The organism is Streptomyces reniochalinae (assembly GCF_003323735.1).
Taxonomy (GTDB): Bacteria; Actinomycetota; Actinomycetes; order Streptomycetales; family Streptomycetaceae; genus Streptomyces; species Streptomyces reniochalinae.
The window spans coordinates 43754-69198 of the sequence record NZ_QOIM01000022.1 but is presented as its reverse complement, the minus strand read 5'-3'; the positions used below and the strand labels follow the sequence as shown (position 1 = coordinate 69198).

Annotated in this window: 26 protein-coding genes; 10 read left to right on the top strand and 16 right to left on the bottom strand. The window is 72.4% G+C overall.

The window, feature by feature from the left end:
* Positions 1-1053, top strand: a complete 1053-nt coding sequence (locus DQ392_RS03985) for an LLM class flavin-dependent oxidoreductase (RefSeq protein ID WP_114014061.1) — start codon at positions 1-3, stop codon at positions 1051-1053.
* A 133-nt stretch (positions 1054-1186) separates the two neighbouring features.
* On the opposite strand, the gene DQ392_RS03980 is transcribed toward DQ392_RS03985, so the two are convergent.
* Positions 1187-1579, bottom strand: a complete 393-nt coding sequence (locus tag DQ392_RS03980) for an SCO5389 family protein (protein ID WP_114014060.1) — start codon at positions 1577-1579, stop codon at positions 1187-1189.
* A gap of 217 nt (positions 1580-1796) precedes the next feature.
* Here DQ392_RS03980 and nucS point away from each other — a divergent pair, with 217 nt between their 5' ends.
* Positions 1797-2459, top strand: a complete 663-nt coding sequence (gene nucS, locus DQ392_RS03975) for an endonuclease NucS (protein WP_114014059.1) — start codon at positions 1797-1799, stop codon at positions 2457-2459.
* Between the two features lie 34 nt (positions 2460-2493).
* On the opposite strand, the gene DQ392_RS03970 is transcribed toward nucS, so the two are convergent.
* The 8 genes from DQ392_RS03970 to DQ392_RS03935 form a co-directional block, all read right to left on the bottom strand.
* The gene (locus tag DQ392_RS03970; protein ID WP_114014058.1) at positions 2494-3171 is read right to left on the bottom strand and encodes a response regulator; all 678 of its coding nucleotides are present in this window, start codon (positions 3169-3171) and stop codon (positions 2494-2496) included.
* Complete coding sequence (locus DQ392_RS03965) at positions 3161-4462, bottom strand: sensor histidine kinase (RefSeq protein WP_114014057.1); 1302 nt, start codon at positions 4460-4462, stop codon at positions 3161-3163. The genes DQ392_RS03970 and DQ392_RS03965 overlap by 11 nt, the downstream gene beginning before the upstream one ends.
* Before the next feature lie 41 nt (positions 4463-4503).
* On the bottom strand, positions 4504-5313 hold the full coding sequence (locus DQ392_RS03960) for an ABC transporter permease (RefSeq protein WP_114014056.1): 810 nt from the start codon (positions 5311-5313) through the stop codon (positions 4504-4506).
* Positions 5310-6254 (bottom strand): ABC transporter ATP-binding protein, encoded by a 945-nt coding sequence (locus DQ392_RS03955; RefSeq protein WP_114014055.1) that lies wholly within the window; start codon positions 6252-6254, stop codon positions 5310-5312. The genes DQ392_RS03960 and DQ392_RS03955 overlap by 4 nt, the downstream gene beginning before the upstream one ends.
* A 120-nt stretch (positions 6255-6374) precedes the next feature.
* On the bottom strand, positions 6375-8900 hold the full coding sequence (locus tag DQ392_RS03950) for an ATP-binding protein (protein WP_114014054.1): 2526 nt from the start codon (positions 8898-8900) through the stop codon (positions 6375-6377).
* A 109-nt stretch (positions 8901-9009) separates the two neighbouring features.
* Positions 9010-9369: an STAS domain-containing protein gene (locus DQ392_RS03945; RefSeq protein ID WP_245981168.1), complete on the bottom strand. Its 360-nt coding sequence runs from the start codon at positions 9367-9369 to the stop codon at positions 9010-9012.
* Positions 9370-9730: 361 nt separating this feature from the next.
* Positions 9731-10579: a 3-hydroxyacyl-CoA dehydrogenase family protein gene (locus tag DQ392_RS03940; protein WP_114014053.1), complete on the bottom strand. Its 849-nt coding sequence runs from the start codon at positions 10577-10579 to the stop codon at positions 9731-9733.
* A gap of 186 nt (positions 10580-10765) precedes the next feature.
* Positions 10766-11476: a TetR/AcrR family transcriptional regulator gene (locus DQ392_RS03935; protein WP_114014052.1), complete on the bottom strand. Its 711-nt coding sequence runs from the start codon at positions 11474-11476 to the stop codon at positions 10766-10768.
* An 80-nt stretch (positions 11477-11556) separates the two neighbouring features.
* Between DQ392_RS03935 and DQ392_RS03930 the strand changes: the two genes are divergently transcribed.
* From DQ392_RS03930 to DQ392_RS03910, 5 genes are all read left to right on the top strand, one after another.
* Positions 11557-12345 (top strand): ABC transporter ATP-binding protein, encoded by a 789-nt coding sequence (locus DQ392_RS03930; protein WP_114014051.1) that lies wholly within the window; start codon positions 11557-11559, stop codon positions 12343-12345.
* Positions 12346-12398: 53 nt separating this feature from the next.
* Complete coding sequence (locus DQ392_RS03925) at positions 12399-13154, top strand: ABC transporter permease (RefSeq protein ID WP_114014050.1); 756 nt, start codon at positions 12399-12401, stop codon at positions 13152-13154.
* Positions 13155-13257: 103 nt separating this feature from the next.
* Positions 13258-13830 (top strand): cob(I)yrinic acid a,c-diamide adenosyltransferase, encoded by a 573-nt coding sequence (locus tag DQ392_RS03920; RefSeq protein ID WP_114014049.1) that lies wholly within the window; start codon positions 13258-13260, stop codon positions 13828-13830.
* Positions 13827-14474: an HAD-IA family hydrolase gene (locus tag DQ392_RS03915; RefSeq protein ID WP_245981167.1), complete on the top strand. Its 648-nt coding sequence runs from the start codon at positions 13827-13829 to the stop codon at positions 14472-14474. The genes DQ392_RS03920 and DQ392_RS03915 overlap by 4 nt, the downstream gene beginning before the upstream one ends.
* 9 nt (positions 14475-14483) lie before the next feature.
* A complete protein-coding gene (locus tag DQ392_RS03910) occupies positions 14484-15320 on the top strand; it encodes a hypothetical protein (RefSeq protein WP_245981166.1) in 837 nt (278 codons plus the stop codon).
* A gap of 54 nt (positions 15321-15374) precedes the next feature.
* Here DQ392_RS03910 and DQ392_RS03905 read toward each other — a convergent pair whose 3' ends face one another.
* Positions 15375-15935, bottom strand: a complete 561-nt coding sequence (locus DQ392_RS03905; RefSeq protein WP_114014047.1) for a hypothetical protein — start codon at positions 15933-15935, stop codon at positions 15375-15377.
* A 194-nt stretch (positions 15936-16129) separates the two neighbouring features.
* On the opposite strand from DQ392_RS03905, the gene DQ392_RS03900 reads away from it, so the two are divergent.
* From DQ392_RS03900 to DQ392_RS03890, 3 genes are all read left to right on the top strand, one after another.
* A complete protein-coding gene (locus tag DQ392_RS03900; RefSeq protein ID WP_114014046.1) occupies positions 16130-17470 on the top strand; it encodes a histidine kinase in 1341 nt (446 codons plus the stop codon).
* On the top strand, positions 17467-18222 hold the full coding sequence (locus DQ392_RS03895) for a response regulator (protein WP_114014045.1): 756 nt from the start codon (positions 17467-17469) through the stop codon (positions 18220-18222). Before DQ392_RS03900 ends, DQ392_RS03895 begins: the two co-directional genes overlap by 4 nt.
* Before the next feature lie 93 nt (positions 18223-18315).
* Positions 18316-19236, top strand: coding sequence for an AEC family transporter (locus tag DQ392_RS03890; protein ID WP_114014044.1), 921 nt, complete (start codon positions 18316-18318; stop codon positions 19234-19236).
* A gap of 56 nt (positions 19237-19292) precedes the next feature.
* Here DQ392_RS03890 and DQ392_RS03885 read toward each other — a convergent pair whose 3' ends face one another.
* The 6 genes from DQ392_RS03885 to DQ392_RS03860 form a co-directional block, all read right to left on the bottom strand.
* Positions 19293-19751, bottom strand: a complete 459-nt coding sequence (locus DQ392_RS03885) for a DUF2550 domain-containing protein (protein WP_114014151.1) — start codon at positions 19749-19751, stop codon at positions 19293-19295.
* A 153-nt stretch (positions 19752-19904) separates the two neighbouring features.
* Positions 19905-20288, bottom strand: a complete 384-nt coding sequence (locus DQ392_RS03880) for a F0F1 ATP synthase subunit epsilon (RefSeq protein WP_114014043.1) — start codon at positions 20286-20288, stop codon at positions 19905-19907.
* A gap of 184 nt (positions 20289-20472) precedes the next feature.
* A complete protein-coding gene (gene atpD / locus DQ392_RS03875) occupies positions 20473-21915 on the bottom strand; it encodes a F0F1 ATP synthase subunit beta (protein ID WP_114014042.1) in 1443 nt (480 codons plus the stop codon).
* 2 nt (positions 21916-21917) lie between these two features.
* Positions 21918-22838 carry a F0F1 ATP synthase subunit gamma gene (locus DQ392_RS03870; RefSeq protein WP_114014041.1) on the bottom strand — a complete coding sequence of 307 codons (921 nt, stop codon included), beginning with the start codon at positions 22836-22838 and terminating at the stop codon, positions 21918-21920.
* 2 nt (positions 22839-22840) lie between these two features.
* Positions 22841-24412 carry a F0F1 ATP synthase subunit alpha gene (atpA, locus tag DQ392_RS03865; protein WP_114014040.1) on the bottom strand — a complete coding sequence of 524 codons (1572 nt, stop codon included), beginning with the start codon at positions 24410-24412 and terminating at the stop codon, positions 22841-22843.
* A gap of 166 nt (positions 24413-24578) precedes the next feature.
* A complete protein-coding gene (locus DQ392_RS03860) occupies positions 24579-25394 on the bottom strand; it encodes a F0F1 ATP synthase subunit delta (RefSeq protein WP_114014039.1) in 816 nt (271 codons plus the stop codon).
* Between the last annotated feature and the right edge of the window lie 51 nt (positions 25395-25445).

Sequence of the window (25445 nt, the reverse complement as noted above, 5' to 3'; positions counted from 1 at the left end):
ATGCGAGTTGGAGCTTTCGTCCTGGGCGCACAGTTCCCGGGTCAGGGGCAGGGCGAGGCGTTGAACCGCGCGGTCCGGGCCGGTGAGGAAGCCGAGGCGGCAGGACTCGCCGACGTCTGGCTGGCCGAGCACCACTTCGTGTCCTACGGCGTATGCCCCTCGGCCGTGACCCTCGCGGCACTGCTGCTGGGGCGCACACGGCGGATCGGCGTCGGGACGGCCGTCAGCGTGCTGCCCACCGCGCATCCGGTCGCCCTCGGTGAGCAGACGGCGCTGCTGCACCTGCTGTCGGAAGGACGCTTCACCCTCGGTGTGGGCCGGGGCGGCCCCTGGGTGGACCTCGAGGTGTTCGGGGGTGGACTGCCGGCGTACGAGGAAGGCTTTCCCGAGGCGCTCGACCTGCTGCTGCGGTGGCTGCGCGAGCCGCGGGTCGCGGCGGACGGGGAGCGGTACCGCTTCCGCGAGGTGCCGGTGGTGCCGCGCCCGGACTGCGCGATCCTCCCGCGCGACCAGGAGGGCGAGACCGCGGCACCGGGTCTGGTCGTCGCCTGCACCTCGCCGGGGACCCTGCGGCTGGCCGCCGCGCGGCTGCTGCCCATGCTGCTGGGCATGCACAGCGGCGACGAGGAGAAGGCGGAGATGACGCGCATGTGGCGCCGTGAGGCACGCGCCGCCGGCCACGCGCACGAGGAGGTCGAGGCCGCCGCGGCCCGGCACGTGTCGGCCGGCGTGGTCCAGGTCGGCGACTCGCGCGGCGAGGCGCGCGAGACGCTGCTCAAGGCCATGCCGGGGTGGCTGCGCGAGGGCCTGGGCCAGCATGTGACCGTCGACGGGCGGCCCCGCCGCATGCGCGACCCGCTCGGCTACACGGAGCTGCTGTGCGAGCTGCATCCGGTGGGCGCGCCGCGGATGTGCGCCGACCGGCTCGCGGCGAGCGCGGAGCGCACCGGCATCAGCCGCTTCGCCCTGCTGGTGGAGGGCACGGGGGACCGCGACGGCACGGTGCGGAACATCCGCAGGCTGGCGGATGAGGTGCTGCCCCTCGTCGCCTGAGGGAGAGGCCGGAGCGCACCTCGCGGAACGGCCGAAAAGTGCCGCGAGGACGCGAAAGCCGTTGCGGCGGTGTCCACCACCGCCGCAACGGCGCACGCCCCGCCGGCCGCGTCGGCCGCCGGGGGCCACGCGGTCAGCAGTCCCGCAGCTCCGGGGACTGGTTGAGCAGCTGGCCGCGTATGGAGGTGAAGCGGGTGAGGCGCTCGTCCGCCGACGGGTCGAGGGGGAAGACCGCGACCCGGTGGCAGTTCTGGAACGCGAGCCGTACCCCGAAGTGGCGTTCCAGCGCCCCGCGGATCGCATCGCTCGCGAGCGCGCGGAGCAGCTGACCGCGGTGCTGCTCGTCGGGGGGCGGCGTCTGGTTGTCGGCGAACTCACCGCCGTCCACCTTCAACTGCGCGACGAGCGAACTGACCATCTCCCACGCGTACGGGAGGGACGTGCGGACGCAGTCGACGAACGCCGCCTCATCCACCTCGCCACGCTCTGCCTGTTCCAACAGCGCAGGTGGGACGTCGAGCGACATGGGTTTCTCCTCTCGCGACCCGGCCCGTGGGCCGGATCTCTTGGGGGTGAAAGGACATCACCGTGTAGTCGCGCAACCTCGGACGGCGACGCCCAGCCTTACCGTACGGCTCCTGGGTCGAAACAGACACGAGAATGGGAATACTCGCGCCACTGTCGAACACCCCATCCGGGGGCGAATCGCGCGCGGGCCCGGCCGTCAAGTAGCGTGACCGACCATGCGTCTCGTCATCGCCCGCTGCTCTGTCGACTACGCCGGCAGGCTCACCGCGCACCTTCCGTCCGCGCCCAGACTCATCCTGATCAAGGCCGACGGATCGGTCTCCGTGCACGCCGACGACCGTGCCTACAAGCCCCTGAACTGGATGTCCCCGCCCTGCACCCTCAAGGAGGGCGACGATCAGCGCTGGACGGTGGAGAACAAGGCCGGCGAGAAACTGATCATCACGATGGAGGAGATCCTGCACGACTCCTCGCACGAGTTGGGGGTCGACCCCGGGCTGATCAAGGATGGCGTGGAAGCACACCTTCAGGAGCTCCTCGCGGACCGGATGGAGACGCTGGGCGACGGATGGACGCTGATCAGGCGCGAGTTCCCCACGGCCATCGGCCCCGTGGACATCCTGTGCCGGGACGGCGACGGGGCCACCGTCGCCATTGAGATCAAGCGCCGCGGTGAGATCGACGGCGTCGAACAGCTCACCCGCTACCTGGAGCTCCTCAACCGCGACCCCCACCTGTCGCCGGTCAAGGGCGTCTTCGCGGCGCAGGAGATCAAGCCGCAGGCCCGGGTGCTGGCCTCCGACCGCGGTATCGACTGCGTCACTCTCGACTACGACGCCCTGCGCGGCATCGAGGACGACAAACTCCGGCTCTTCTGACGCTCCCCGCGCCGCCGGGCGGCGCGGAAGAGGCTCAGTTCTCGCCGGGGCCGAGGATCCCGCGCCCGTACGCGGTGGCCACCGCTGCCGCGCGGTCGTTCACCCCGAGCTTGGCGTACAGGTGGGTGAGGTGCGTCTTGACGGTGGCCTCGCTGATGAACAGCGCACGGGCGATCTCCCGGTTGGGTGTCCCCTTGGCCACGAGGGTGAGGACCTCGCGCTCGCGGGCGCTCAGCGCGTTCCGCCCGGCCTCCGGGCGCGGGGCCCGGACGCGGTCGACCAGGCGGGAGGCGACAGCGGGTGAGAGGACGGTCCGGCCGGCGGCCACGTCCCGTACGGCCGCGAACAGTTGGCTCGGCGGCGCGTCCTTGAGCAGGTAGCCGCTCGCCCCGGCCTCGATGGCAGGCAGGGTGTCCGCGTCGGTGTCGTACGTGGTCAGGACGAGCACCTTGCACGGCAGCCCGCGTCCGACGATCCCCGCGATGGCGTCCACTCCCCCGCCGCCCGGCATCCGCAGGTCCATCAGCACCACCTCGGGGCGCAGTTCGGCCGCAAGCCGCACGGCCGCCACCCCGTCCGCCGCCTCTCCCAGCACCCGGAAGCCCGGGCCCCGCTCGAACATGGCACGCAGCCCGTCGCGGACCACCGGGTGGTCGTCGACGAGCAGCACGGAGACGGGCTCGTGCCCGGGCGGCGGTTGTTCAGTCGTCATGGCGGACCAACGGTACGCGAGCGCAGACCGCCGTCCCTCCTCCCGGCTCCGTCTCGATCTCCACGGTGCCGGCGATGCGTTCGGCCCTGGCGCGCATGCCGCCCAGCCCGAACCCCCCGTGCGTCCCCGCGCTTTTGCGGGCCGCGTGCGGGACGAAGCCCCGGCCGTCGTCGCGGATGTCGAGGGTGACTTCGTCGTCCATGTACGAGAGCGTGACCCCCGCGCGGCCGGCGCGGGCGTGCCGGTCGACGTTGGTGAGCGCCTCCTGGGCGATGCGCAGCAAGGTGGCCTCCACCTCGGCGTGCAGCGGCTCGGAGGTCCCGGTGACGGTGAAGTCGGCCCGTACTCCCGTGGAGCGTGCCCACGCGTCGGTGGCCTTCTGAAGTGCCGTGGGCAGCGCGTCGTGTTCGAGCTCCCTGGGGGCGAGATTCTGTACGGAGCGGCGGGCCTGCGCGAGGCTTTCGCGGGCCAGTTCGCCGGCCAGGCCCAGGTGGGAGCGGGCCGCCTCGGGCGAGTCGCTGTCGGAGGCGGCCCTCAGCTGGGTGATGATCCCGGTCAGCCCCTGGGCGATCGTGTCGTGGATCTCCGCCGCGAGCCTGCGCCGCTCGTCGCTGATACCGGCTTCCCGCGCCTGGAGGAGCAGTTGGGCGTGCAGTCCGGCGTTCTCCTCCAGTGCCTGTTCGAGCCGGGCGTTGGTGCGGCCGAGTTCGGCGATGGTGGCCTCCCTCGCGTGGGCCCTCTCGTCCTCCTGCTGCGCCAGCCGGGCGAAGTAGAGCACCAGCCAGGCGTTCAGCAGGAAGAGCGCGGCGAAAATCAGCCAGCCCGCCGGGCGTCCGGGCGGCAGTCCGCCGGACTGGGATCCGGCCATGGTGGCCGCGTTGGTCAAAAGCCCGGCGCGCACCCAGCGCTTCGGCAGCCGGTGGGCGGCGTCGAAGTAGCCTGCCACCGCGTAGAGCGCGCAGAACGGGTTGAGCAGCGTCAACACCCCGGCGAGCACCGTGCGGGTGACGTAGTAGACGGCACCGAGCGGTCCGGGACCCGGTGCCGTGCGCACCGCGCGGCCCCACCAGAGCTGGAGGACGAGCGCGGCCGCGCCGAGCACGGCAGCGGCCACCGCCTCGCTCTCGGTCATCAACTCGGTCCGGGTCGCCGCCGTCAGGGCCGCGCTCAGGGCGAGGAGCCCGTAGGGCCCCCATCGGAAGAAGCGGTCCCAGAGGGCCGCCTGGTGTGCGGGCTCCGCCGCCGCGCCCGTCTCCTGGTGTGCGGGCTCCGCCGCGCACGCTTCGGTCATGGCACCAGTCTCGCCCGCGCGCGCCGCGGTGGGGACGTCGGCTACTCCCAGCGGAACCGGCGCACCGCTGTCCCCGCGAAGACCGCTGTCCACAGCGCCGTCACCCCCAGATGCGTCCAGCCGGGCCAGCTGCCCGTCGCCGCCTGGTCGAGGGCCTGCGAGGCCGCGCCGAACGGGGTGAACTCGACGACGTGGCGGAGGGTGTCCGGCATCGCCTGCACCGGGAGCCACACTCCGGCGGTGAACATCATGGGGAAGAAGGCGAGGGTGCCGACCGTCTGAGCGATCTTGGTGGTCCTGGCGGCCGCGCTGAGCACGGCGCCGAGGGAGAGGGCCGCGCTCGCGGTCAGCGCGACGGCCGGCAGGTATCCGGCGAGCTGCCGGGGCACGGAGACGTCGAAGGCGAGCCGCCCGATGGCCAGGACGAGCAGCACCGAGGCGAGGCTGGCGCAGCCGTGGAGCACGATCTGCGCTGTCAGTAGGTGGTGGGGTCTGGCGGGGGTGGCGCGGAGCCTGCGGAGGATGCCGCGTTCGCGGTAGCCCGTCAGGATGCTCGGCATCGTCTGGACGCCGGAGACGATCATCGACAGCAGGACTGCCACCGGGACGTACAGGTCCACCGTCCGCCGGCCGCCGAGATCGGCGGACGCCTCGCGGAAGGAGGGGATGCAGCCGAGGATCGTCAGCAGCGCGGGCGGGAAGACGACGACCCAGAACAGCGCACCGGGCTCGCGCAGGAAGAGCCGAAACTCGGTGCGCAGGACGGCCGGCAGGGCGGAGGGGTCACGTCCCGGGCCGGCGCCGCTCGGGGACGCGGAGGGGGCGGTGGCGGGCGGGTGCGCGGTCGTCATGTCAGGTTCTCCTGGTGGGCGTGCGCCGTGCGGGGCGCTGCGGACGCGTTGCCGGTCAGGTCGAGGAAGGCGTCGTCCAGCGAGGCGTCCTTGACCCGGAGTTGGCCCGCAGTGATGCGGCGCCGCGCCAGGGTGGTCAGGAGAGCGTCGACCGTCTCGTCCGTGCCGTGCAGGGTGACGCGGGGCCCCTGGGTCCGTACCGAGCGGGCTCCGGGAAGCGCGCTCAGCTCCGCTTCCGGCAGTGGCTGCGAGGGGGTGAAGGCGATGACCGTGGGGTCGGCCTTCTGGCTGATCAGTTCGGCCGGGGTGCCCAGTGCGGCCAGCCGGCCTCCGTCGATGACGGCGACCCGGTCGCAGAGCCGCTGGGCCTCCTCCATCAGGTGGGTGACCAGCAGCACCGTCACGCCGGAGGCGCGGATGTCCTCGACCAGCTCCCACACCGTCCGGCGGGCCCTGGGGTCCAGACCTGTGGTCAGCTCGTCCAGCACCACGGCCCTGGGGCTGCCGACGAGGGCCAGGGCGATGAACAGCCGCTGCTTCTGGCCGCCCGACAGCCGGCCGAACCGCACGCCGAGACGGTCCTGGAGCCCCAGCTTCGCCGCGAGGGAGCGCCAGTCGGCGGGCTGCCGGTAGAACGCGGAGTACATCCGCAGCGCCTCACCCACCGTGATCTTGGGCTGGAGCTGACTCTCCTGGAGCTGGGCGCCGAGGAGCTGTGCGACGTCGTCGTGGCCGGCGACGGGGTCGAGGCCCGCGACGCGGACCCACCCGGCATCAGGGGTGCGCAGCCCCTCCACGCACTCGACCGTGGTGGTCTTCCCCGCGCCGTTCGGGCCCAGGACGCCGAAGATCTCGCCCTCCTCGACGGAGAAGCTCACACCGTCCACGACCGGGCGCCCTTGGTACTCCTTGCGCAGCCCGCTGACTTCGATGAGTGGCATGGCACGAGCGTGCCGCCGCGGCCGCCGTGCGCACATCGCCCAACGCTCTCGTCCTGGCATCGACCGATCGGTTGATGCCAGAACCACGGCCTGACGGCGGTGCTCCCCTGCCGGTCCCCGCTACCGGCCTGACGCGCTCGGCGTGCCCGGCTGCGTGCCGCCGCCGCTGGGGGCCCGGCCGGTCGCCGTGCCGCTGGCGGAGCCGCCGTCGCCGTTGCCGCCGTCGCCGCTCGAGGAGGGCGCGGACGGGGGGTCCTGCGTCGTCGGGTCGTCGGTGGGCGGGTCCGAAGGGTCGTCGGAGGTGGGCGGGTCGTCCGGCGACGACGGCGGGTCGTCCGGGGAGGAGGGCGGGTCCTCAGGCGAGGAGGGCGGGTCGTCCTCGGGGTCGCTGGAGGACTCCTCGGGGGAGCTGGGAGTGTTCTTGCCGTGGCTGGTCTCGTGCGTGGGCGCCTGGCTCTTCCGCTCGCCGGCGGCCGGGCCCCCGGTGTCGCGCGAGGGGGTGCCGGCGACCGGCTGACGGCGCTCAGGGGCACCGGTGTCGCCTTCGTCCCCCGGCGCCTCGTCGCCGGGTGCGTCGTCCTGGTCGTCCTGGGAGGTCGAGGCGTCGGGCCGCACGGTCTCGGGAGTGCTGTCGTCGGAGACGGTGCCCAGGGTGACGACGGTGCCGAGCACGGCGGCGAGCAGGGCTCCCGCGCCCGCTGCCGCCACGTTCCGCTTGCTGCTGGTGAGGGCGCGCCAGCCGCGCGGGGCGCCGTGCCGTCCGCTGCGGCCCGGCCCGCCGGCGGCGTCGGCGCCCGCCGCGTCCGAGGCGGGGAACGCCTGGTCGGACGGGGAGATCAGCGTGCCGCCCGGTGTCTGGTCCGCGGAGTCGGCCGAGGCGACGACCGGGGCGGTGCCGCCGGTGGGCGGCACCGCCCCCGGCTGCGGCGCCACGGGGGCGGCGTCGGCCGGGGCCGCCGACGCGTCCGCCGGTGCCTGTCCGCCTGCCGGCGCCGGCCGGGTCCACGCCCCGAAGGCCGCTCCTGCCGCGCCCGCCGCCGAGGCGGCACCCGGGGAGGCGAGCAGGTCGTTCACCAGCGCGAGCGCCCTGCGGCCCGCGACCATGCCGCGCTGCTCGGGGAGGGTGCCCCGCAGCGCGATCGCGGCCTCCAGCTCGGTACGCGCCCGCTCCGGGTTGCCGGCGGCCAGCGCGAGGACGCCCAGCTCGTGGTGGAAGTAGGCCTCTTCGGCGAGCTCGCCCGAGGCGCGCGCCGACTCCTGTCCGCAGCGCAGCATCCGCTCCCAGGCGCTCCAGCGCATCCCCGCCGCGAGGACGGGCGCGGCGGTGCGGGCCAGCAGCACGGCGGCGCTGGAGCTGCCGCCGTGGTGGGCGCCGCGGGCGGCGGCCAGCAGCGCGTCGGCCTCCTGGGTGACCCGGTCGGCGCTGACGGAGGGGTGCCCCGCCCACCAGGTGTAGTGCTGTGCGGCGGCGAGCGCGTGGGCGTCGCGGCCTTCGCCGTAGCCGGCCTCGGCGAGCTGGCCGGCGACACCCGCCGCCAGCTTGAAGTGGTCGCCCGCCGGGCTGATCAGCCCGAAGGCCAGCAGCTCTGTGACGCTGTCCTCGGCGCTCGGGTCGCCGGTGAGCGCCGGCAGGTGGGTGGGGTGCGGGACCTCGCCGTCGAGCGCGAGGGCCAGGCGCAGTGCCTCCCGGCCCGACTCGGGGAGCGCCGCGGCCAGCGGGGGCGCGAGCGCGGCGTCGCCGGCGAGTCCTGGCACGACGCCGCCGTCGGCTTGCAGCCGCAGCAGCGCGCCGGCCTGGACGAAGCGCAGCGCCATGCCCTCCGAGTCGAACCAGAGTCCGGCCGCCCAGTCGGACTCCTCGTCGGTGAGCTGCCGGTGGATGGCCCGCTCCAGCAGGTCGAGGCAGGCGGTGCGGCTCAGCCCGGCCAGGAAGACCTCCTCGACGCAGGAGTCCGCGGCCGGAGCGGTCACGCCGGGGGTGGCGGCGAAGAGGAAGGCGCACTCGGGGGTGGCGCGCAGCAGTTCGTCGAGGGCCGCGCCCCCGAACTCGAGGTCGTCGACGAGCACGATGGCACCGACCCCGGCCAGGGCGCGCACCAGTTCGGTCTTACCCGGGCGGTACAGGGGGGCGCTGTGCACGGCCGCGAACAGGTCGTACATCAGGTCGCTCGGGGTGCGGCGGTGGCCGCTGAGGCGGACGACGCCGTCCGGGGCGAGGTGGGCGACGTCGTCGGCGACGACGTCGAGGAGGACGCTGCGGCCCGACCCGGCGGGCCCGGTCAGCCGCACGGAGCGGCCCCGCGAGAGGAGCCGGACCAGCCGCTCGCGCTCCTCGTCCCGCTCGACCAGGCTGCCGGGCGGCAGCTTCGCGGCGGACGCGGGGGTCTCGGCCACCGGGCGGTCCGACGGGGCGAGCTTGGGCGGCGCCTCCTGCCGGGTGCCGGGCGGGCAGGGCTCGACCTCGCTGCCGTCGACGGGGTTGACCGTTACGAGGTACTCCTCGGCGACGAGCCGCACGGCCCTGGCCGCCTCGCCGCCGGGGCCGTCGGCGTCGGGCGCCGGGCCGCTGTGGCCGCGCGCTTCGCCGGTGGGCTCGTGCTGGTCCCCGTGCGGGGGTCGGTCGCTGGCGTGCCGATCCATCGTCATGTCTCCCAAGAACAGATGTCGCGACCGGCCACCCGAGCGGGGTCGGTCCGGCGCGCGCTCTCCATTCTCCAGGAAGCGGAGCGGTACGGAGCCGGGACCGACGGGATTGTCATGGGTTCGCCAGGATGCCGGTACTGGCGGACCCCTCGGGACCTGCGCTCTGGCCGCTCACGGGCCGGGGCTCGATGGCCAGGATCCGGTGCAGCCGGGTGGCCACCAGCACGCGCTGCATCTGCGGCGGGACCTTCCGCAGCACGAGTCTTCTGCCGCAGCGCCCGGCGCGGCGGTGCGCGCCCATGATCACGCCGAGCCCCGTGGCGTCCCACGAGTCGAGCCCGGCGAGGTCGAGCACGAGATCGCCGTCGCCCCCGTCGACAGCGGCGTGCAGGACCGTGCGGGCGTCCGCGGCACTGCGGACGTCGAGACGACCTCCGACGACCAGCTCGGCGTGGTCGCCCCTGATGTGCATATGTGCTCCCGGAGTGGTGTCCGTGGCGTGAATCCTTCAACTGTGCTGCGGCGAGCCATAAGCGCTGCCGGGCGGTCCCCGGCGGTGGCTCCCCGCTCGCCCGGGGGAGCCGGCAGGTCCGACGAGCCGGTGTGTCCGACGAACCGCTACGCCCGACGAGCCGGTGGTGCACCGTCGGACGGGCGGCCCCGAGGCTGCTTTGGGGGTCCGCTTCCGTGGCGGCCCCACTCCAGATGACGGGTTCCGGTGCGGCCGCGTTGCCCTTCGTTTCCCGACCGATACGGAGTTTCACCCTTGCGGGCGAGCGCGTCCCGGCCGCGGGGCGCTCCCGGCCGGTGAGACGGCCGGGAGCCGGCGGGCCTCAGTGCTCGTAGAAGCCCTGTCCGCTCTTGCGCCCGAGGTCCCCCGCATCGACCATCCGCCGCATCGACTCGGGCGGGGCGAACTTGCCGTCCCTGGACTCGGTGTAGATGTTCTCCGTGGCGTGCAGCAGGATGTCGACGCCGGTCAGGTCCGCGGTGGCCAGCGGGCCCATGGCGTGGCCGAAGCCGAGCCTGCACGCGGTGTCGATGTCCTCCGCCGAGGCGACGCCCGACTCGTGCAGCTTGGCGGCCTCGACCACGAGCGCCGAGATGAGCCGGGTGGTGACGAAGCCGGCGACGTCGCGGTTGACGACGACGCACGTCTTGCCGACGGACTCGGCGAACTCCCGTGCCAGGGCGAGCGTCTCGTCGCTGGTCTTGTGGCCGCGCACCAGCTCGCACAGCGCCATCATCGGCACCGGCGAGAAGAAGTGGGTGCCCACCACCCGCTCGGGGCGTTCCGTGGCTGCCGCGATCTTGGTGATGGGGATGGCGGAGGTGTTCGAGGCGAGGACGGCGTGCTCGCCGGCGAGCTTGTCGAGCGCCGCGAAGATCTCCCGCTTGACCTCGATCTTCTCGAAGACGGCCTCCACCACGACGTCCGCGTCGGCCACCGCGTCCAGGTCCGTGGTGGTGGTGATGCGGGCCAGTGCCGCCTCTGCGTCGGCCGCCGCCAGCTTGCCCTTGGAGACGAACTTGTCGTAGGAGGTCTTGATCCCGTCGGTACCGCGGGCGAGCGCCTCGTCCGTCACATCGCGGAGCATCACGTCCCAGCCCGCCTGAGCGGAGACCTGCGCGATTCCGGAGCCCATGAGGCCGGCCCCGATGACGGCGAGCTTCTTCGCCACGTTCTTCCCCTCACTTCGTCCCGCCGGGCGCCCAGCCCGCGCCGGTGCGTACGCTTCGCGCCCCGTGAATGTCCGCCTGTTGGGCGGACATTAGCGCTTCTTCGGGCGCGGTGGGCGGGATAGAGACACGCATCACGTCTCACATGGCGGACATCACACCGCGGGCCCTCCGAGCGGGGGCGGGGCTCAGCGGGCGGGCTTCGTCGCGTAGTTGAGCAGTGCGCCGGTGACCAGGGACTCGTAGGCGTCCAGCCTGGCGAGCGCGTCGCGGGCGGTCTGTTCGGGTGAGACGCCGTCGGCGACGCTGAGCGTGGCACGCCGCGTCACGAGGTCGACCAGGTTCACCAGTTCGTAGGCGACGAGTTCGGGCATGGGGTCCCCGGGGCCCGCACCGGTCTCGTCCGCCAGCGTCTGGCGCAGCCGGTCGGCGGTGCGGTGGTGCAGCATCATCAGGCGCGCGACCAGCGCGGGCGACTCCCGCACGACGCGCATGAAGTCGCCGAAGCCCTCCTTGATGCCGGCGTACAGGTTCCGTTCGCCGATGTCTTCGCGCAGCCTTCCCAGCACCGCCGCGGCGGCGGACTGGCCAGGGGCACGGTCCCGTACCAGCGCGGAGGTGCGCTCCACCATCTCCTCCTCGCGGTCGAAGAAGAGGTCTTCCTTGGCCGGGAAGTAGTTGTAGACCGTGTTGACCGAGACGTCGGCGGCCTCGGCGATCTCGGCGACGGTCACCGCGTCGAAGCCGCGCGCCATGAACAGGCCCGTGGCGATGTCGGAGATCCGCGTCCGGGTCTCCCGTTTCTTCCGCTCCCTGCGGCCTTCTTTCGGGGCCGTTACGGCGTCCGGTGGGGCGCTCGGTCCGGACGCGGCGCCGGCGTTCGGTGCAGTGCTGGCCATGGCGTCATGGTACGCCTCGATGGGGACGGTCAATTTTTGGGGGCGTTGCAAAATTTAAGCGACTCTGTTTTTCTGTCGGCATGCCAGCAGCCATCCACACCGCCGGGCTGACCCGGACCTTCCGCGCCCAGAACCGCACCGTCGAAGCCGTACGCGGCATAGACCTGACCGTCGAACAGGGCGAGATCCTCGGCTTCCTCGGCCCGAACGGCGCGGGCAAGACCACCACGCTCCGCATGCTGACCACGCTGCTCGCGCCCACCTCGGGCACCGCCACCGTCGCGGGCCACGACCTGATCGCCGACCCGCGCGGCGTGCGGAAACGCATCGGGTACGTCGCACAGACCGGCGGCGTCGACCCCGCCGTCAGCGTCCGCGAGGAGCTCACCACCCAGGCCCGCCTCTACCGCCTCACCAAGGCGCAAGCCGCCCGCCGCACCGAGGAGCTGGCCCACGACCTGGACCTGGCCGGCCTGCTCGAGCGCCCGTGCCGTGCGCTCTCCGGCGGCCAGCGGCGGCGCCTGGACATCGCCATGGCGCTCACCCACGAGCCCAGCGTGCTCTTCCTCGACGAGCCGACGACGGGCCTGGACCCCGGCAGCCGCGCCGACCTGTGGCAGCTCGTTCGGCGCCTGCGGGAGCAGCGCGGAATGACCGTCTTCCTGACCACGCACTACCTGGACGAGGCCGACGCACTCGCCGACCGGCTGGTGGTCGTGGACGAAGGGCGCGTCGCCGCGCAGGGCACCTCGGCGCAGCTCAAGAAGGAGTACGGCGGCTCGGTGCGGGCCAGCCTCCAGGACGCCTTCATCGCCCTGACCGGACGCGAGGCACGCCGCGAGACCGAGCGCGCGCCCGTGGCCGTGTGACGCCCCCTCACCCGAAGGAACGAACCGCCCTCACAGGAGGAACCGAACACCCCATGTCCCACCTGCTCGCCGACACCGGCATCATCGCAGGACGCTACGTCCGGCAGACCCTGGCCTCCCGCCTCGGCGTGCTGTTCGGACTCCTGCAACCACTGCTGTTCCTGGTCTTCTTCGGCCCCCTGCTGCGCGACATCGACCTGGGCGGCGCCGGCGACTCCTGGCAGACGCTGGTGCCGGGGCTCCTCGTCCAGCTCGGGCTGTTCTCCTCGGCGTTCGCCGGGTTCACCCTCCTGATCGAGAAGCAGCACGGCGTCGTGGAGCGGATGCGCGTCACCCCCGTCAGCAGGCTCGCCCTGCTGCTGGGACGCCTGGTGCGCGACGTGCTCCAGCTGTTCGCCCAGTCGCTCCTGCTCGTCCTGGTAGGCGTCGCCTTCGGGCTGCGCACTCCGGTGGCCGGGGTGGCGGTCGGCTTCGTCCTCGTCGGCGTCCTGGCCGCCTCGCTCGCCTCCCTGTCGTACGCGCTGGCCATGCGGGTCGGCTCACCGCAGGAGTTCGCGCCGGTCATCAACTCGCTGAACCTGCCGGCCGTACTGCTCTCGGGCATCCTGCTGCCGATGGCGCTGGCGCCCGACTGGCTGGACACGGTGTCGCACTTCGTGCCGTTCCGGTACGTCGTCGACGCCGTGCGCGGCGCCTTCATGGGCCACTACGGGGACGGAACCCTCGCCCTCGGCGCCCTGGTCGCCCTCGCCCTCGCCGCCTTCTCGCTGGGCCTGGGAACCCGGGTGTTCAAGAAGGCCGGAGCGTAGCCGCCCCGCCCCTCGCCCGCCCGCCCCCGCGCTCCCTCGCGGCGGCGGGCGACAGGCCGGAGGGCACCCTCCCACGTGCGGGTACGCGGGCTACGCTCGCAGCATGGTGAACCTGACGCGGATCTACACCCGTACCGGCGACAAGGGCACGACGGCGCTCGGCGACATGAGCCGTACGGCCAAGACCGACACCCGTATCGCGGCGTACGCGGACGCCAACGAGGCGAACGCCGCGCTCGGGACCGCGCTGGCCCTCGGCGGCCTCGACGAGGAGGTCCGCACCGTCTTGCTGCGCGTCCAGAACGACCTGTTCGACGTGGGCGCCGACCTGTCCACCCCCGTCGTGGAGAACCCCGAGTTCCCGCCGCTGCGCGTGGAACAGACCTACATCGACAAGCTGGAGGCCGACTGCGACCGGTTCCTGGAGGACCTGGAGAAGCTGCGCTCCTTCATCCTGCCCGGCGGCACGGCGGGCGCCGCGCTGCTGCACCAGGCGTGCACCGTCGTGCGCCGCGCCGAGCGCTCCACCTGGGCCGCCATGGAGGAGCACGGCGAGACGATGAACCCGCTGACCGCGACCTACCTCAACCGCCTCTCCGACCTGCTGTTCATCCTCGCCCGTACGGCCAACAAGTCCGTCGGCGACGTGCTGTGGGTACCCGGGGGCGAGCGGTGAGCCCCGCCGCGGGCGGCCGGCCCGCGCTGCTGATGGACCTGGGCGGCGTGGTGGTCGAGGACAAGCTCCCTGCCGCCGCCGCCAAGTGGGCGGCGCGGCTGGGCATCGGCGAAGACGACTTCGTGACCTCCGTCTACGCGGGCAACGACACGGAGGTGCTCGTCGGCCGGATGGACGGGCCCCAGTGGTGGTCCGTGGTGCGCGACCGTCTGGGCCTGGACGCGCAGGCGGTCACCGAGTTGCGAGCCGACCTGGCGGCCGACCCGGTGTACGACCGTGCGCTGCTCGACGCGGTGGCGGCGCTGCGCGCCAGGGCGGCCACCGCGTTCGTCAGCAACGCCTGGCCCGACGCCCGCCCCAACCTCGGCGCGGTGCTGCCGGCCGCGGAAGTGGCCGTGCTCTCCTGCGAGGTGGGGTACGCCAAACCGGATCCGCGCATCTACACGCACACTCTGCGCCTGCTGGGCGCCGAGGCGTCCGAGGCGCTGTTCGTCGACGACGTGGCCCAGAACGTCGAGGCGGCACGGGCCCTGGGCATGGCCGTGCACCTGCACACCGACTCCGCCGGCACGCTCGCCGCGCTCGACGCGTTCGCCTCCCGCCTGCCCCGGGCCACCGGCCCGGGGACCGACGGCACCGAGTAACGTGCGCGCATGGCCATACCGGGGGCGCAGCCGCAGCAGCCGTACTCACAGCAACCCACCTCAACCGCGATGCCCGCGTACCAGTTCAACCCGTACGCGCAGCCGCACACTCCACCCACGGGACCACCCGGGCCACCGCCGGGGACACCGCCGCACCGCTCCACACCACGCTGGCTGTGGGCGCTGGGCGGCGTCGTGATCGCGTCCGCCACCTGGGCCGCGACGCTCATGGCCACCGGCGCGCTCGACAAGGGCGACGAGGCGACGCCGGACTACCGGGGCCACCTCTTCCATCACGACATGTGCCAGGCGGCCGAACTGAAGTCGTTCATCGCACAGTACGAGCTCAGCGAGTCCGCGGCGGACGACCCCGACGGGTACTCCTCGCAGCAGAAGGGGCTCGACGTCAGCAGTTGCAGCCGCACCATGACCGAACGTGGCGAGACCTCGCGGACACCGCCGACCACGTACGTGACCACGCACGTCGAATGGCACAAGAAGGCGGACCCCGCGGGGGAGTTCGCCTCCGAGCAGCGCACCTGGCTGGACCAGAAGTCGGAGAGCTACCAGTACAAGGTGACCCCCGTGAAGGGGTTCGGCGACGAGGCGTACCTGGTCAAGGAGGAGCGCGCCAACAGCCTGGGCAGCCTGAAACTCCAGGTACGCGCCGGCTGGATGACGTACGAGATGAGCTGGAGCTGGTTCGGCGGCGGCCCTGACGACGACTTCGAGCCGCCGCCGGCGCAGACCGTGCTCGGCTGGATGAAGACGGACACGCGTGCCACCCTCGCGGCCCTGAAGAAGCCGGACTCCAAGGAGGCACCAGGCCGCGACCCGGGCGCCTGAACACACCAGAGGCCCGCCGCCGCGCCCGTGGACGCGGCGGCGGGTCCCATGGCCTCAGCGTGACGCGCCGTCCGTGAAGCCCTCGGGAGCCCGCTTGGGCCACACCGTGTAGCTCGCACCGATGACCAGGCTGATCCCCGCCACCAGCCCCATGCGGGCCTGCCACGCGTGCAGCGGCCCGGCCTGCTCCCCCTCACCGACGTACCAGACGGCCAGCTGGAGAAGGGCCGCGGCGAGGGCCGCAGCACCGACACCGCGCGCGGCCATCTTCCACTCGTGCACGGCCCGCGGCATCCCGTACCGGGGCGGCCCCACCGGGCGCGGACCCCGGCCGAGCCGGTACGCGGCATGGCCGTCGGCCCACTTCACCACGTAGTGACCGTGGGTCGCGGTGAAGCCGATGTAGACCGCGGCCAGCCCGTGCTTCCAGTCGGGCTCTGCGCCGTTCTTCAGGTCGATCGCGGTGACGACCAGCAGCACGACCTCCAGCAGCGGCTCGCACAGCAGCACCGCGGCGCTCGTCTTCTCCATCCTGGCCAGGTAGCGCAGCGCGAGGCCGGCTGCCAGCAGCACCCAGAAGCCGACTTCGCTGACGACGATCAGCGTCACGATCATGGCGGGGTCCTCCAGGCGGCTGTCACGGCGCGGACGTGCCACACCACGGTGGCCCACGCGGCGACGGCGCGGCGTCGTCGGGCGTGACGATTCCGGCTGGTGCGCGACTGCATCGAAAGATGCAGTCGCACCCGGCCGGCGCTCGGCCCGGCGGAGGAGGCCCTGGCACGGGGCGGTCACGGGACAATGGGGCCATGACCACCGCCGCTGCCACCGCGCCGACCCGCGCGCCGCGCTCCTGGCGTCCCCACCGCGACGACGTGCTCATCACGCTCTCCGGTGCCGTCGGCGGCCTGTTGCTGTGGGCGTTCGATCTGGCCAGTGACCCGATCGTGGCGCGCGGCCCCCGCTGGCTGGTGCTGGTGCCGCTCGCCGTGATGTGCCTGGCCGCGCTGGTGCGCCGTACCGCGCAGCCCTACGCGCTGCTCATCGGGCTCCTGGCGCAGGTGGCCGACCTGCTGACGGGCTCGCTGCTGGCCACCCTCGTGCTGTTCACGGACCTGCTCTACGCCGGGGTCCTCTACGGATCGGCGCGCTTCTCGCGCGCGGTGCTGCGCGGCTCGGTGGCCGTCACCGTGCTCTTCTCCGGCTCGCTGCTGCTCGCCTTCCACCGCGCGGAGATGCTGCTGCTCGTCGCCGCCTGCGCGGGTGTCCTGCTGGTGCCCACCACCTCGGGCGAGATGATCCGCAACCACCGGGACAAGGCGGCAGCCGAGCGGCAGCGGGCCGAGCAGACCGCGCTGCTCGCCGAACTGGACCGCAAGCAGGCCATCGACGCCGAACGCACGCGCATGGCACGCGAACTCCACGACGTCGTCGCCAACCACCTGTCGGCCATCGCCATCCACTCCACGGCCGCGCTCTCCCTCGCCGCCGGCGAGAGCGGCTCCGGCAGCCAGGACGCCAACCGCGAGGCGCTGGGCGTCATCCGCGAGAACAGTGTGCAGGGCCTGGCGGAGATGCGCCGCCTCATCGGGCTGCTGCGCAGCGCGACCGGGGCCGACGAGCCCACCGCGACGCCCTCGCTCGACGGTCTCGACGCCCTGCTGGAGCGGGCCCGCGCGATGGCGGGCGACGGCCGCACCTTCGTCCTCACCGACCGGCGCGCACCGGGTGATCCACCGCTGCCGACACCGGTCGAGCTGGCCGCCTACCGGGTCGTCCAGGAGGCGGTCACCAACGCGCTCAAGCACGCCGCCCCCGGCGAGGTCACCGTCGCCGTCGCACCGCACCACGGTGACGGCCCCGGCGCCGGCGCCGGCGCCGGGCTGTGTCTGCGCGTCACCAGCCCGCTGGCGGACCGGGAGGAGCCCGGCGGCCCCCCGCGTGCCCCGGGCGCCGGGGCCGGCCTGACCGGTATGCGGGAGCGCGTCGAGCTATTGAACGGCACCCTGACCGCGGGCCCTTCCACAGCGCCCGGGGGCCGGCACGTCTGGAACGTCCACGCCGTGCTGCCCGCACAGGAGGAGACGGACCGCGCACCGGGAAGCGCCCGCGGGAACCGCCGCAACGAGCGCAGGGAGACGGAAGAATGACAGAGCCCGGCACCGGGAGCGGGGCGGACAGGTCCGCACCGGCGGAGCACGACGGTAACCGGCCGCGGCAGGCGGCGGGCGACGGCGCTCCCATCCGTGTCCTCGTCGCCGAGGACCAGCAGGCCGTACGTGCCGGGATCGTCCTCATCCTCCGGCACGCCCCCGGCATCGACGTCGTCGGTGAGGCGGGCGACGGCGAGGAGGCGGTGAGGATCGCGCAGACGCTGGAGCCCGACGTCGTGCTGATGGACATCCAGATGCCCCGGCTCGACGGCGTGAGCGCCACCCGCCGCATCGTCGAGGCCGGGGCCGGGGACGTGCTGGTGCTGACCACCTTCGACCACGACAGCTACGTCTTCGGGGCGCTGCGCGCGGGCGCCGCCGGATTCCTGCTCAAGGACAGCGAGGCCGCCGCGCTCGTCGAGGCCGTCCGCACCGTCGCCCGCGGCGACGGCATGATCGCCCCCGCCGTGACCCGCAGGCTGATCGCGGAGTTCGCCGGCGGCGGTCCAGCGCGGGGAGCACGCAGCACTCCGGAGCCTCCGCCCGGTCTGAGCGGACTGACCCGCCGCGAGCGCGAGGTCCTCGGCTGCCTCGGCGAGGGCCTCTCCAACGTCGAGATCGCCGACCGCCTGACCATGGCGGAGGCCACCGTCAAGACCCACGTCAGCAGGCTGCTGGCCAAGCTGGAGCTGCGCAGCAGGACCCAGGCAGCGGTCCTCGCCCAGGAGGTGGGGATCACCGCCCCGTGAGCGTCCTGCCGACGGCGGGGCCCCGCCGTCGGCCCCTAAGAGGACATCCGGACAATTGAGCGAGTCCGATCCGCGCACAGGGGGAGGTCCGCCGTGTCGGGCGTGCTCACCGGCTTCGCCGTCATCGCCGCCGTCATCGGCACCGGCTACGTCCTGGGCCGCTTCTCCCTCCTCGGGGACGGCGGCCGCGAGGTCCTCACCAAGCTCGCCTTCCACGTCGCCAGCCCGGCGCTGATGTTCGAGACCCTCTCGCAGGCCGACCTGACGGTCCTCGCCTCCGCACCCCTCGCCATCACCGCGCTCTCCGCCATGGCCATGGCCGGCGGCTACGCCCTCGTCGGCGCGGCGCGCCGCTGGCCCGCCGCGCCGACGACGGTCGGAGCGCTGTGCTCCGGATACGTCAACGCGGGCAACCTCGGCATCCCCGTCGCCGCCTACGTGCTGGGAGACGCCTCACTGGTCGCCCCCGTGCTGCTCTTCCAACTGCTGGTGATGACACCCGTCGGACTCACCGTCCTCGACGTCACCACCTCGGGCGGCGGCGACAGCCTGCCGCGGCGCCTCACCAGCCCCCTGCGCAACCCCATCGTCATCGGCTCGCTCGCCGGGGTCACCGTCGCCGCCACCGGGTGGCGGGTACCGGAGCCGGTCATGGAGCCCTTCCACCTCATCGGCGCGATGTCCGTGCCCGCCGTGCTGCTGGCCTTCGGCATCTCGCTGTACGGCAGCGCCCTGCCGGGGCGGGACGGCGACCGCGGGCCGCTGGTGCTGTCGGTGCTGCTCAAGTCGCTCGGCCAGCCGCTCGTCGCGTGGGCCCTGGGCGCCTTCGTCTTCGGCCTGGCGGGGCGGGCGCTGTTCACCGTCGTCGTGACGGCCGCGCTGCCCTCCGCGCAGAACCTGTTCGCCTACGCGAGCCGCTACGGGGTCGCCACACGGCTGGCCCGCGAGTCCATCCTGATCTCGACCGTGCTGGCGGTACCCGTGCTCTTCACGATCGCGGCGCTGCTCGGCTGAGCGCCCCGCCCGGGCGAGACGTTTACCCCCTGCCCGCCCCGCCTGAGGACCTCGGCTCAGGCCACGTTGACGCGCTGCCCCGGAGGGGCGGCCTCCAGCCAGGCGAGGAAACCCGTCAGCGCGTCCTCGCTGAGCGCCAGCTCGACCCGCACCCGGTCCGGCCCCACCGCGCACGCCAGCACGACGGAGTCGGACAGCAGCGCCTGCTCCTCGTCGCCCAGCGGCGAACGGCGCTCCAGAACGTCGATGGCCCCGCGCACCAGATGGTGGCGGGGCCTGAGGGCGTAGGAGAAGACGCGGAACCACTCGATGCGGTCGCCGTTGTAGCGGGCGATGCCGTACGCCCAGCCTTTTCCCTTCGGCTCGGCGGCCTCCTCCTCGGATACCGCCCACCGCAGGTTGCAGTCGAACGTTCCGCCGGACCGCTGGATCAGCCGCCTGCGTACCCCGAAGGCGAAAAGCCCCGCGATCACCAGCAGAACGACCACGCCGCACAGCAGCAGAGCGAGGACCATCTTCATCGACCTCCTCGCTGTCTCCGGGACCTGCCGCGGGCAAGTCTCTCAAACGCTTCTGTATGGCTTCAGCCGCGGACGGCCCCGGGAGAGATTCCGGGACCACCCGCGGCTGAGTGTCGTCCTGCACGCGCCGCTGCGGGGCGGCGTACGTCAGCGAGCGGCGGTCACCGCTCGCAGCCGAACGTCGGCACGCCGCTCGGCGCCCTCGTCGGCCTCGGACTTGGCCTCCTCCAACGCGCGCTCCGCCCGCTCGACATCGATCTCGTCGGTCAGCTCCGCGACCTCTGCGAGCAGGGAGAGCTGATCGTCGGCGAAGGAGATGAATCCGCCGTGCACGGCGGCGACGACGGTGCCGCTGCCGCTCTCACCACTCGTGCGGATGGTGACAGGGCCGGACTCCAGCACGCCGAGCAGCGGCTGGTGGCCGGGCATGACACCGATATCACCCGAGGAGGTGCGCGCGACGACCAGGCTGGCCTCGCCGGACCAGACCTTGCGGTCGGCGGCGACCAACTCGACGTGCAGCTCAGCCACTGTGGCTCCTCAGCTTGGGATGGGGAAAGGATAAGGGGTGCGGTGCGGGGACGGGTACGCGCACCCGCCCCGCCGCGGAGCACGACCGGCGCACATGTGCGTACGACCGCGCGCGGAAGCACGCAGGAGCGCCGAAACCTCTCCCGCCCGGAGCGTGGAGGCCACCGGACGGGAGAGAGGAGCGTCAGGAGACGCCGAGCTCCTTCGCCTTGGCCTTGAGGTCGTCAAGGCCACCGCACATGAAGAACGCCTGCTCGGGGAAGTGGTCGTACTCGCCGTCGGCGATCGCGTTGAACGCCGCGATCGACTCGTCCAGCGGCACGTCCGAACCGTCCAGGCCGGTGAACTGCTTCGCCGCGTGGGTGTTCTGCGACAGGAAGCGCTCGATACGGCGGGCGCGGGACACCGTGAGCTTGTCCTCCTCGGACAGCTCGTCGATGCCGAGGATGGAGATGATGTCCTGCAGGTCCTTGTACTTCTGCAGGATCCCCTTGACGCGCTCGGCGCAGTTGTAGTGCTCCTGGGAGACGAAGCGCGGGTCCAGAATCCGGGAGGTGGAGTCCAGCGGGTCCACCGCCGGGTAGATGCCCTTCTCCGAGATCGGACGCGACAGCACGGTGGTGGCGTCCAGGTGCGCGAACGTCGTCGCCGGGGCCGGGTCCGTCAGGTCGTCAGCGGGCACGTAGATCGCCTGCATCGAGGTGATGGAGTGGCCGCGGGTCGAGGTGATGCGCTCTTGGAGCACACCCATCTCGTCCGCCAGGTTCGGCTGGTAGCCCACCGCGGAGGGCATGCGGCCCAGCAGCGTGGAGACCTCGGAACCGGCCTGGGTGAAGCGGAAGATGTTGTCGATGAAGAACAGCACGTCCTGCTTCTGCACATCGCGGAAGTACTCCGCCATGGTCAGACCGGCCAGCGCGACGCGGAGACGGGTGCCCGGCGGCTCGTCCATCTGGCCGAAGACCAGCGCGGTCTGCGGGAGAACGCCGGACTCGTCCATCTCCTCGATCAGGTCGTTGCCCTCACGGGTGCGCTCGCCGACGCCGGCGAACACGGAAACGCCCTCGTGCAGCTTGGCCACACGCATGATCATTTCCTGGATGAGGACCGTCTTGCCGACGCCCGCACCGCCGAAGAGGCCGATCTTGCCGCCCTTGACGTACGGGGTCAGCAGGTCGACAACCTTCAGGCCGGTCTCGAACATCTCGGTCTTCGACTCGAGCTGGTCGAACGCGGGCGCCTTGCGGTGGATGGACCACCGCTCGGTGACCTCGGACTCGGCCTCCGGCTCGTTCAGGATCCTGCCGAGGGTGTTGAAGACCCGGCCCTTGGTGACGTCACCGACGGGCACCGTGATGCCCGCGCCGGTGTCGGTCACCGGGGCCTGGCGGACCAGGCCGTCGGTCGGCTCCATGGAGATGGCGCGGACCATGCCCTCACCGAGGTGCTGTGCGACCTCCAGGGTCAGGGTCTTGCGCTTGCCGTCCTCGGCCGGGTCGAGAACCTCGACCGTCAGCGCCTGGTAGATGTCCGGCATGGCGTCGACGGGGAACTCCACGTCGACGACCGGGCCGATGACCCGGGCAACACGGCCCGTGGCGGCGGCCGTCTCAACAGTGGTGGTCATGGTTAGCGGTCACTCCCCGCGTTAGCGTCAGCCAGCGCGCTCGCCCCACCGACGATCTCGCTGATTTCCTGGGTGATGTCGGCCTGGCGGGCCGCGTTGGCAAGCCGCGTCAGCGACTTGATGAGTTCCTCGGCGTTGTCGGTCGCGGACTTCATCGCCCTGCGGGTGGCGGCGTGCTTGGAGGCAGCCGCCTGGAGCAGGGCGTTGTAGACCCGGGATTCGACGTACCGCGGCAGCAGCGCGTCCAGCACGTCCTCGGCCGAGGGCTCGAAGTCGTACAGCGGAAGGACACCCTTGCCGCCGGCCGCCTCCGTCGCCTGGTCGCCGTCGAGGGTGAGCGGCAGCATCCGGTCGCGCACCGGCGTCTGCGTCATCATCGAGACGAACTCGGTGTAGACGATGTGCAGCTCGTCCACGCCGCCCTCGGCGGTCTCCTGCTGCACCGCCTCGATCAGCGACGCAGCCACCGTCTTGGCGTCGGCGTAGGTCGGGTTGTCCGTGAAGCCGGTGAACGACTCCTTGACCGGACGGTCACGGAAACCGTAGTAGGCCACACCCTTGGAGCCGACGATGAAGCTGACGATCTCCTTGCCCTCGGCGGTCAGCCGCTCGTTGAGCTGCTCGGCCGCCTTGATGGCGTTGGAGTTGTAGCCGCCCGCGAGCCCGCGGTCGCTCGTGATGAGCAGGACCGCGGCCCGCTTGGGCTGCTCGGCCTCGGTCAGCAGCGGGTGCGAGGTGGCGGAGCCGCCCGCCACGGCGGTGACCGCGCGGGTGAGCTCCGTGGCGTACGGCTCGGACGCGGCCACCCTGCGCTGCGCCTTGATGATGCGCGAGGCGGCGATCATCTCCATCGCCCGGGTGATCTTCTTGGTCGCAGTGACGGACTTGATCCGCCGCTTGTAGACCCTGAGCTGGGCACCCATGCTCAGCCCTCGCCCAGCAGCTTGCCGTCCGAGGTCTCGAACTGGGTCTTGAACTTGTCGACCGCGTCGCCGAGCGTCTGGATGGTGTCGTCCGACATCTTGGCACCCTCGCGGATGCTGGTCAGCAGGCCCGACTCCTCGCGGTGCATGTAGTCCAGCAGCTCGCGCTCGAACCGGCGGATGTCCTCGACCGGCACGTCGTCCATCTTGCCGTTGGTGCCGGACCAGATGGAGACGACCTGGTCCTCGGTGGAGAACGGCGCGTACTGCGGCTGCTTGAGCAGCTCGGTCATGCGCTTACCGCGCTCCAGCGCGGACTTCGAGGCGTCGTCCAGGTCGGAACCGAAGGCGGCGAACGCCTCCAGTTCGCGGTACTGCGCCAGGTTCACCCGGAGCGACCCGGTGATCTGCCGGACCGCCTTGTGCTGCGCGGAGCCACCGACGCGGGAGACGGAGATACCGACGTTCAGTGCAGGGCGCTGGCCCGCGTTGAACAGGTCGGACTCCAAGAAGCACTGTCCGTCGGTGATGGAGATGACGTTGGTCGGAATGAACGCCGAGACGTCGTTCGCCTTGGTCTCGACGATCGGGAGACCCGTCATCGAGCCCTTGCCCATGTCGTCGGAGAGCTTCGCGCAGCGCTCCAGCAGCCGGGAGTGCAGGTAGAACACGTCACCCGGGTAGGCCTCACGGCCCGGCGGGCGGCGCAGCAGCAGGGAGACGGCGCGGTAGGCGTCGGCCTGCTTGGACAGGTCGTCGAAGACGACCAGCACGTGCTTGCCCTGGTACATCCAGTGCTGGCCGATGGCCGAGCCGGTGTAGGGGGCGATGTACTTGAAGCCGGCCGGGTCCGACGCGGGGGCCGCGACGATCGTCGTGTACTCCAGCGCACCGGCCTCCTCCAGCGCGCCGCGCACGGACGCGATGGTGGAGCCCTTCTGGCCGACGGCGACGTAGATGCAGCGGACCTGCTTGTCCGGGTCGCCGGAGCGCCAGTTGTCGCGCTGGTTGATGATCGTGTCGACGCACAGCGCGGTCTTGCCGGTCTGGCGGTCGCCGATGACCAGCTGGCGCTGGCCGCGGCCGATCGGGGTCATGGTGTCGACGGCCTTGTAGCCGGTCGCCATCGGCTCGTGCACGGACTTGCGGTCCATGACCGTGGGCGCCTGGAGCTCCAGGGCACGGCGGGCCTCGGGCTCGATCTCACCGAGACCGTCGATCGGGGCACCCAGCGGGTCGACGACACGGCCGAGGTAGCCGTCGCCGACCGGGACCGACAGGACCTCGCCGGTGCGCTGCACCGACTGGCCCTCCTCGATGCCGCTGAACTCACCGAGGACGACCGCACCGATCTCCCGCTCCTCGAGGTTGAGGGCGAGGCCGAGGGTGCCGTCCTCGAACTTCAGCAGCTCGTTCGCCATGGCCGAGGGCAGCCCCTCGACCTTCGCGATGCCATCGCTGGCAGCGCTGACCGTACCGACCTCTTCCCGCGAGGCCGCGTCCGGCGTGTACGACTGGACAAAGTTCTCCAGCGCGTCCCGGATCTCATCCGGCCGGATCGTGAGCTCCGCCATCTGGGTTCCCTGCTCTCCTTGTTGGGCCCGTAAGTTGCTGCGGGCACCGGGGGGCGTCTCCCCCGGCTCCCATGTACGGCCCAACTCGGGCCGCGTTCATGCTTGTTGAGTTGGTTGGCGCGCACGCGCCGGGTCCTGCCGCGACCTCGGGGCTCGGGTGTGCCCTTCAGCCCGCCATCCGCCGCTGCGCCCGCTCCAGCCGGTCGGCGACCGAGCCGTTGATCACCTCGTCGCCCACCTGGACCCTGATCCCGCCGAGGATCTCGGGGTCCACGTCCAGGTTGAGGTGGACCTGGCGGCCGTACAGCTTGGCCAGCGACGCGCCCAGACGCCGCTTCTGCTCGTCGCTGAGCGGCACCGCGGACGTCACCACGGCGACCGAACGGTTGCGACGCTCGGCTGCCAGCTTGGACAGGGCTTCCAGCCCCGCCTCCAGGCTACGTCCCCGCGGCTGGATCACCAGGCGGGTCACCAGCCGCTCGGTGGCCGGGCGCACCCGGCCGGCGAGCAGCGTGTTGACCAGGGCACTCTTGGCCGCCGGAGCCGCTGTCCGGCTGGTCAGGGCCGAGCGCAGGTCGGGCGAGGAGGCCGCCGTCCTGGCGAAGCGGAACAGCTCGTCCTCGACGTCGTCAAGCGAGCCGTCGCGCTCCGCCGCCACCAGATCGGCCAGGTCGGCCAGCTCCTCGACCGCGTCGACCAGGTCGCGCGGGGTGGACCACCGGGAGCGGACCATGCCGGAGATCACGTCGAGCGCCGGGCCGCTGACCTGGCCGCCCAGCACGCGGTGGGCCAGCGACGCCTTGGCCTCCCCGTCCTGCGCCGGGTCGGTGAGGACCCGGCGCAGCGAGACCTCGCGCTCCAGCAGCGCGGTGACGGCGGCGAGCTCGTCGGCGAGGGCCGCGGCGTCGGCCGATGTGGAGTCGGTCAGCGCGGTCAGGCTCTCGCGTGCGGCGGCAAGCGCCTCACGGCTCGCTCCGTTCATCGGTCACGCTCCTCGACTCGCTCGCCGGCGCTCGCTCGACTCGTCGCCGTT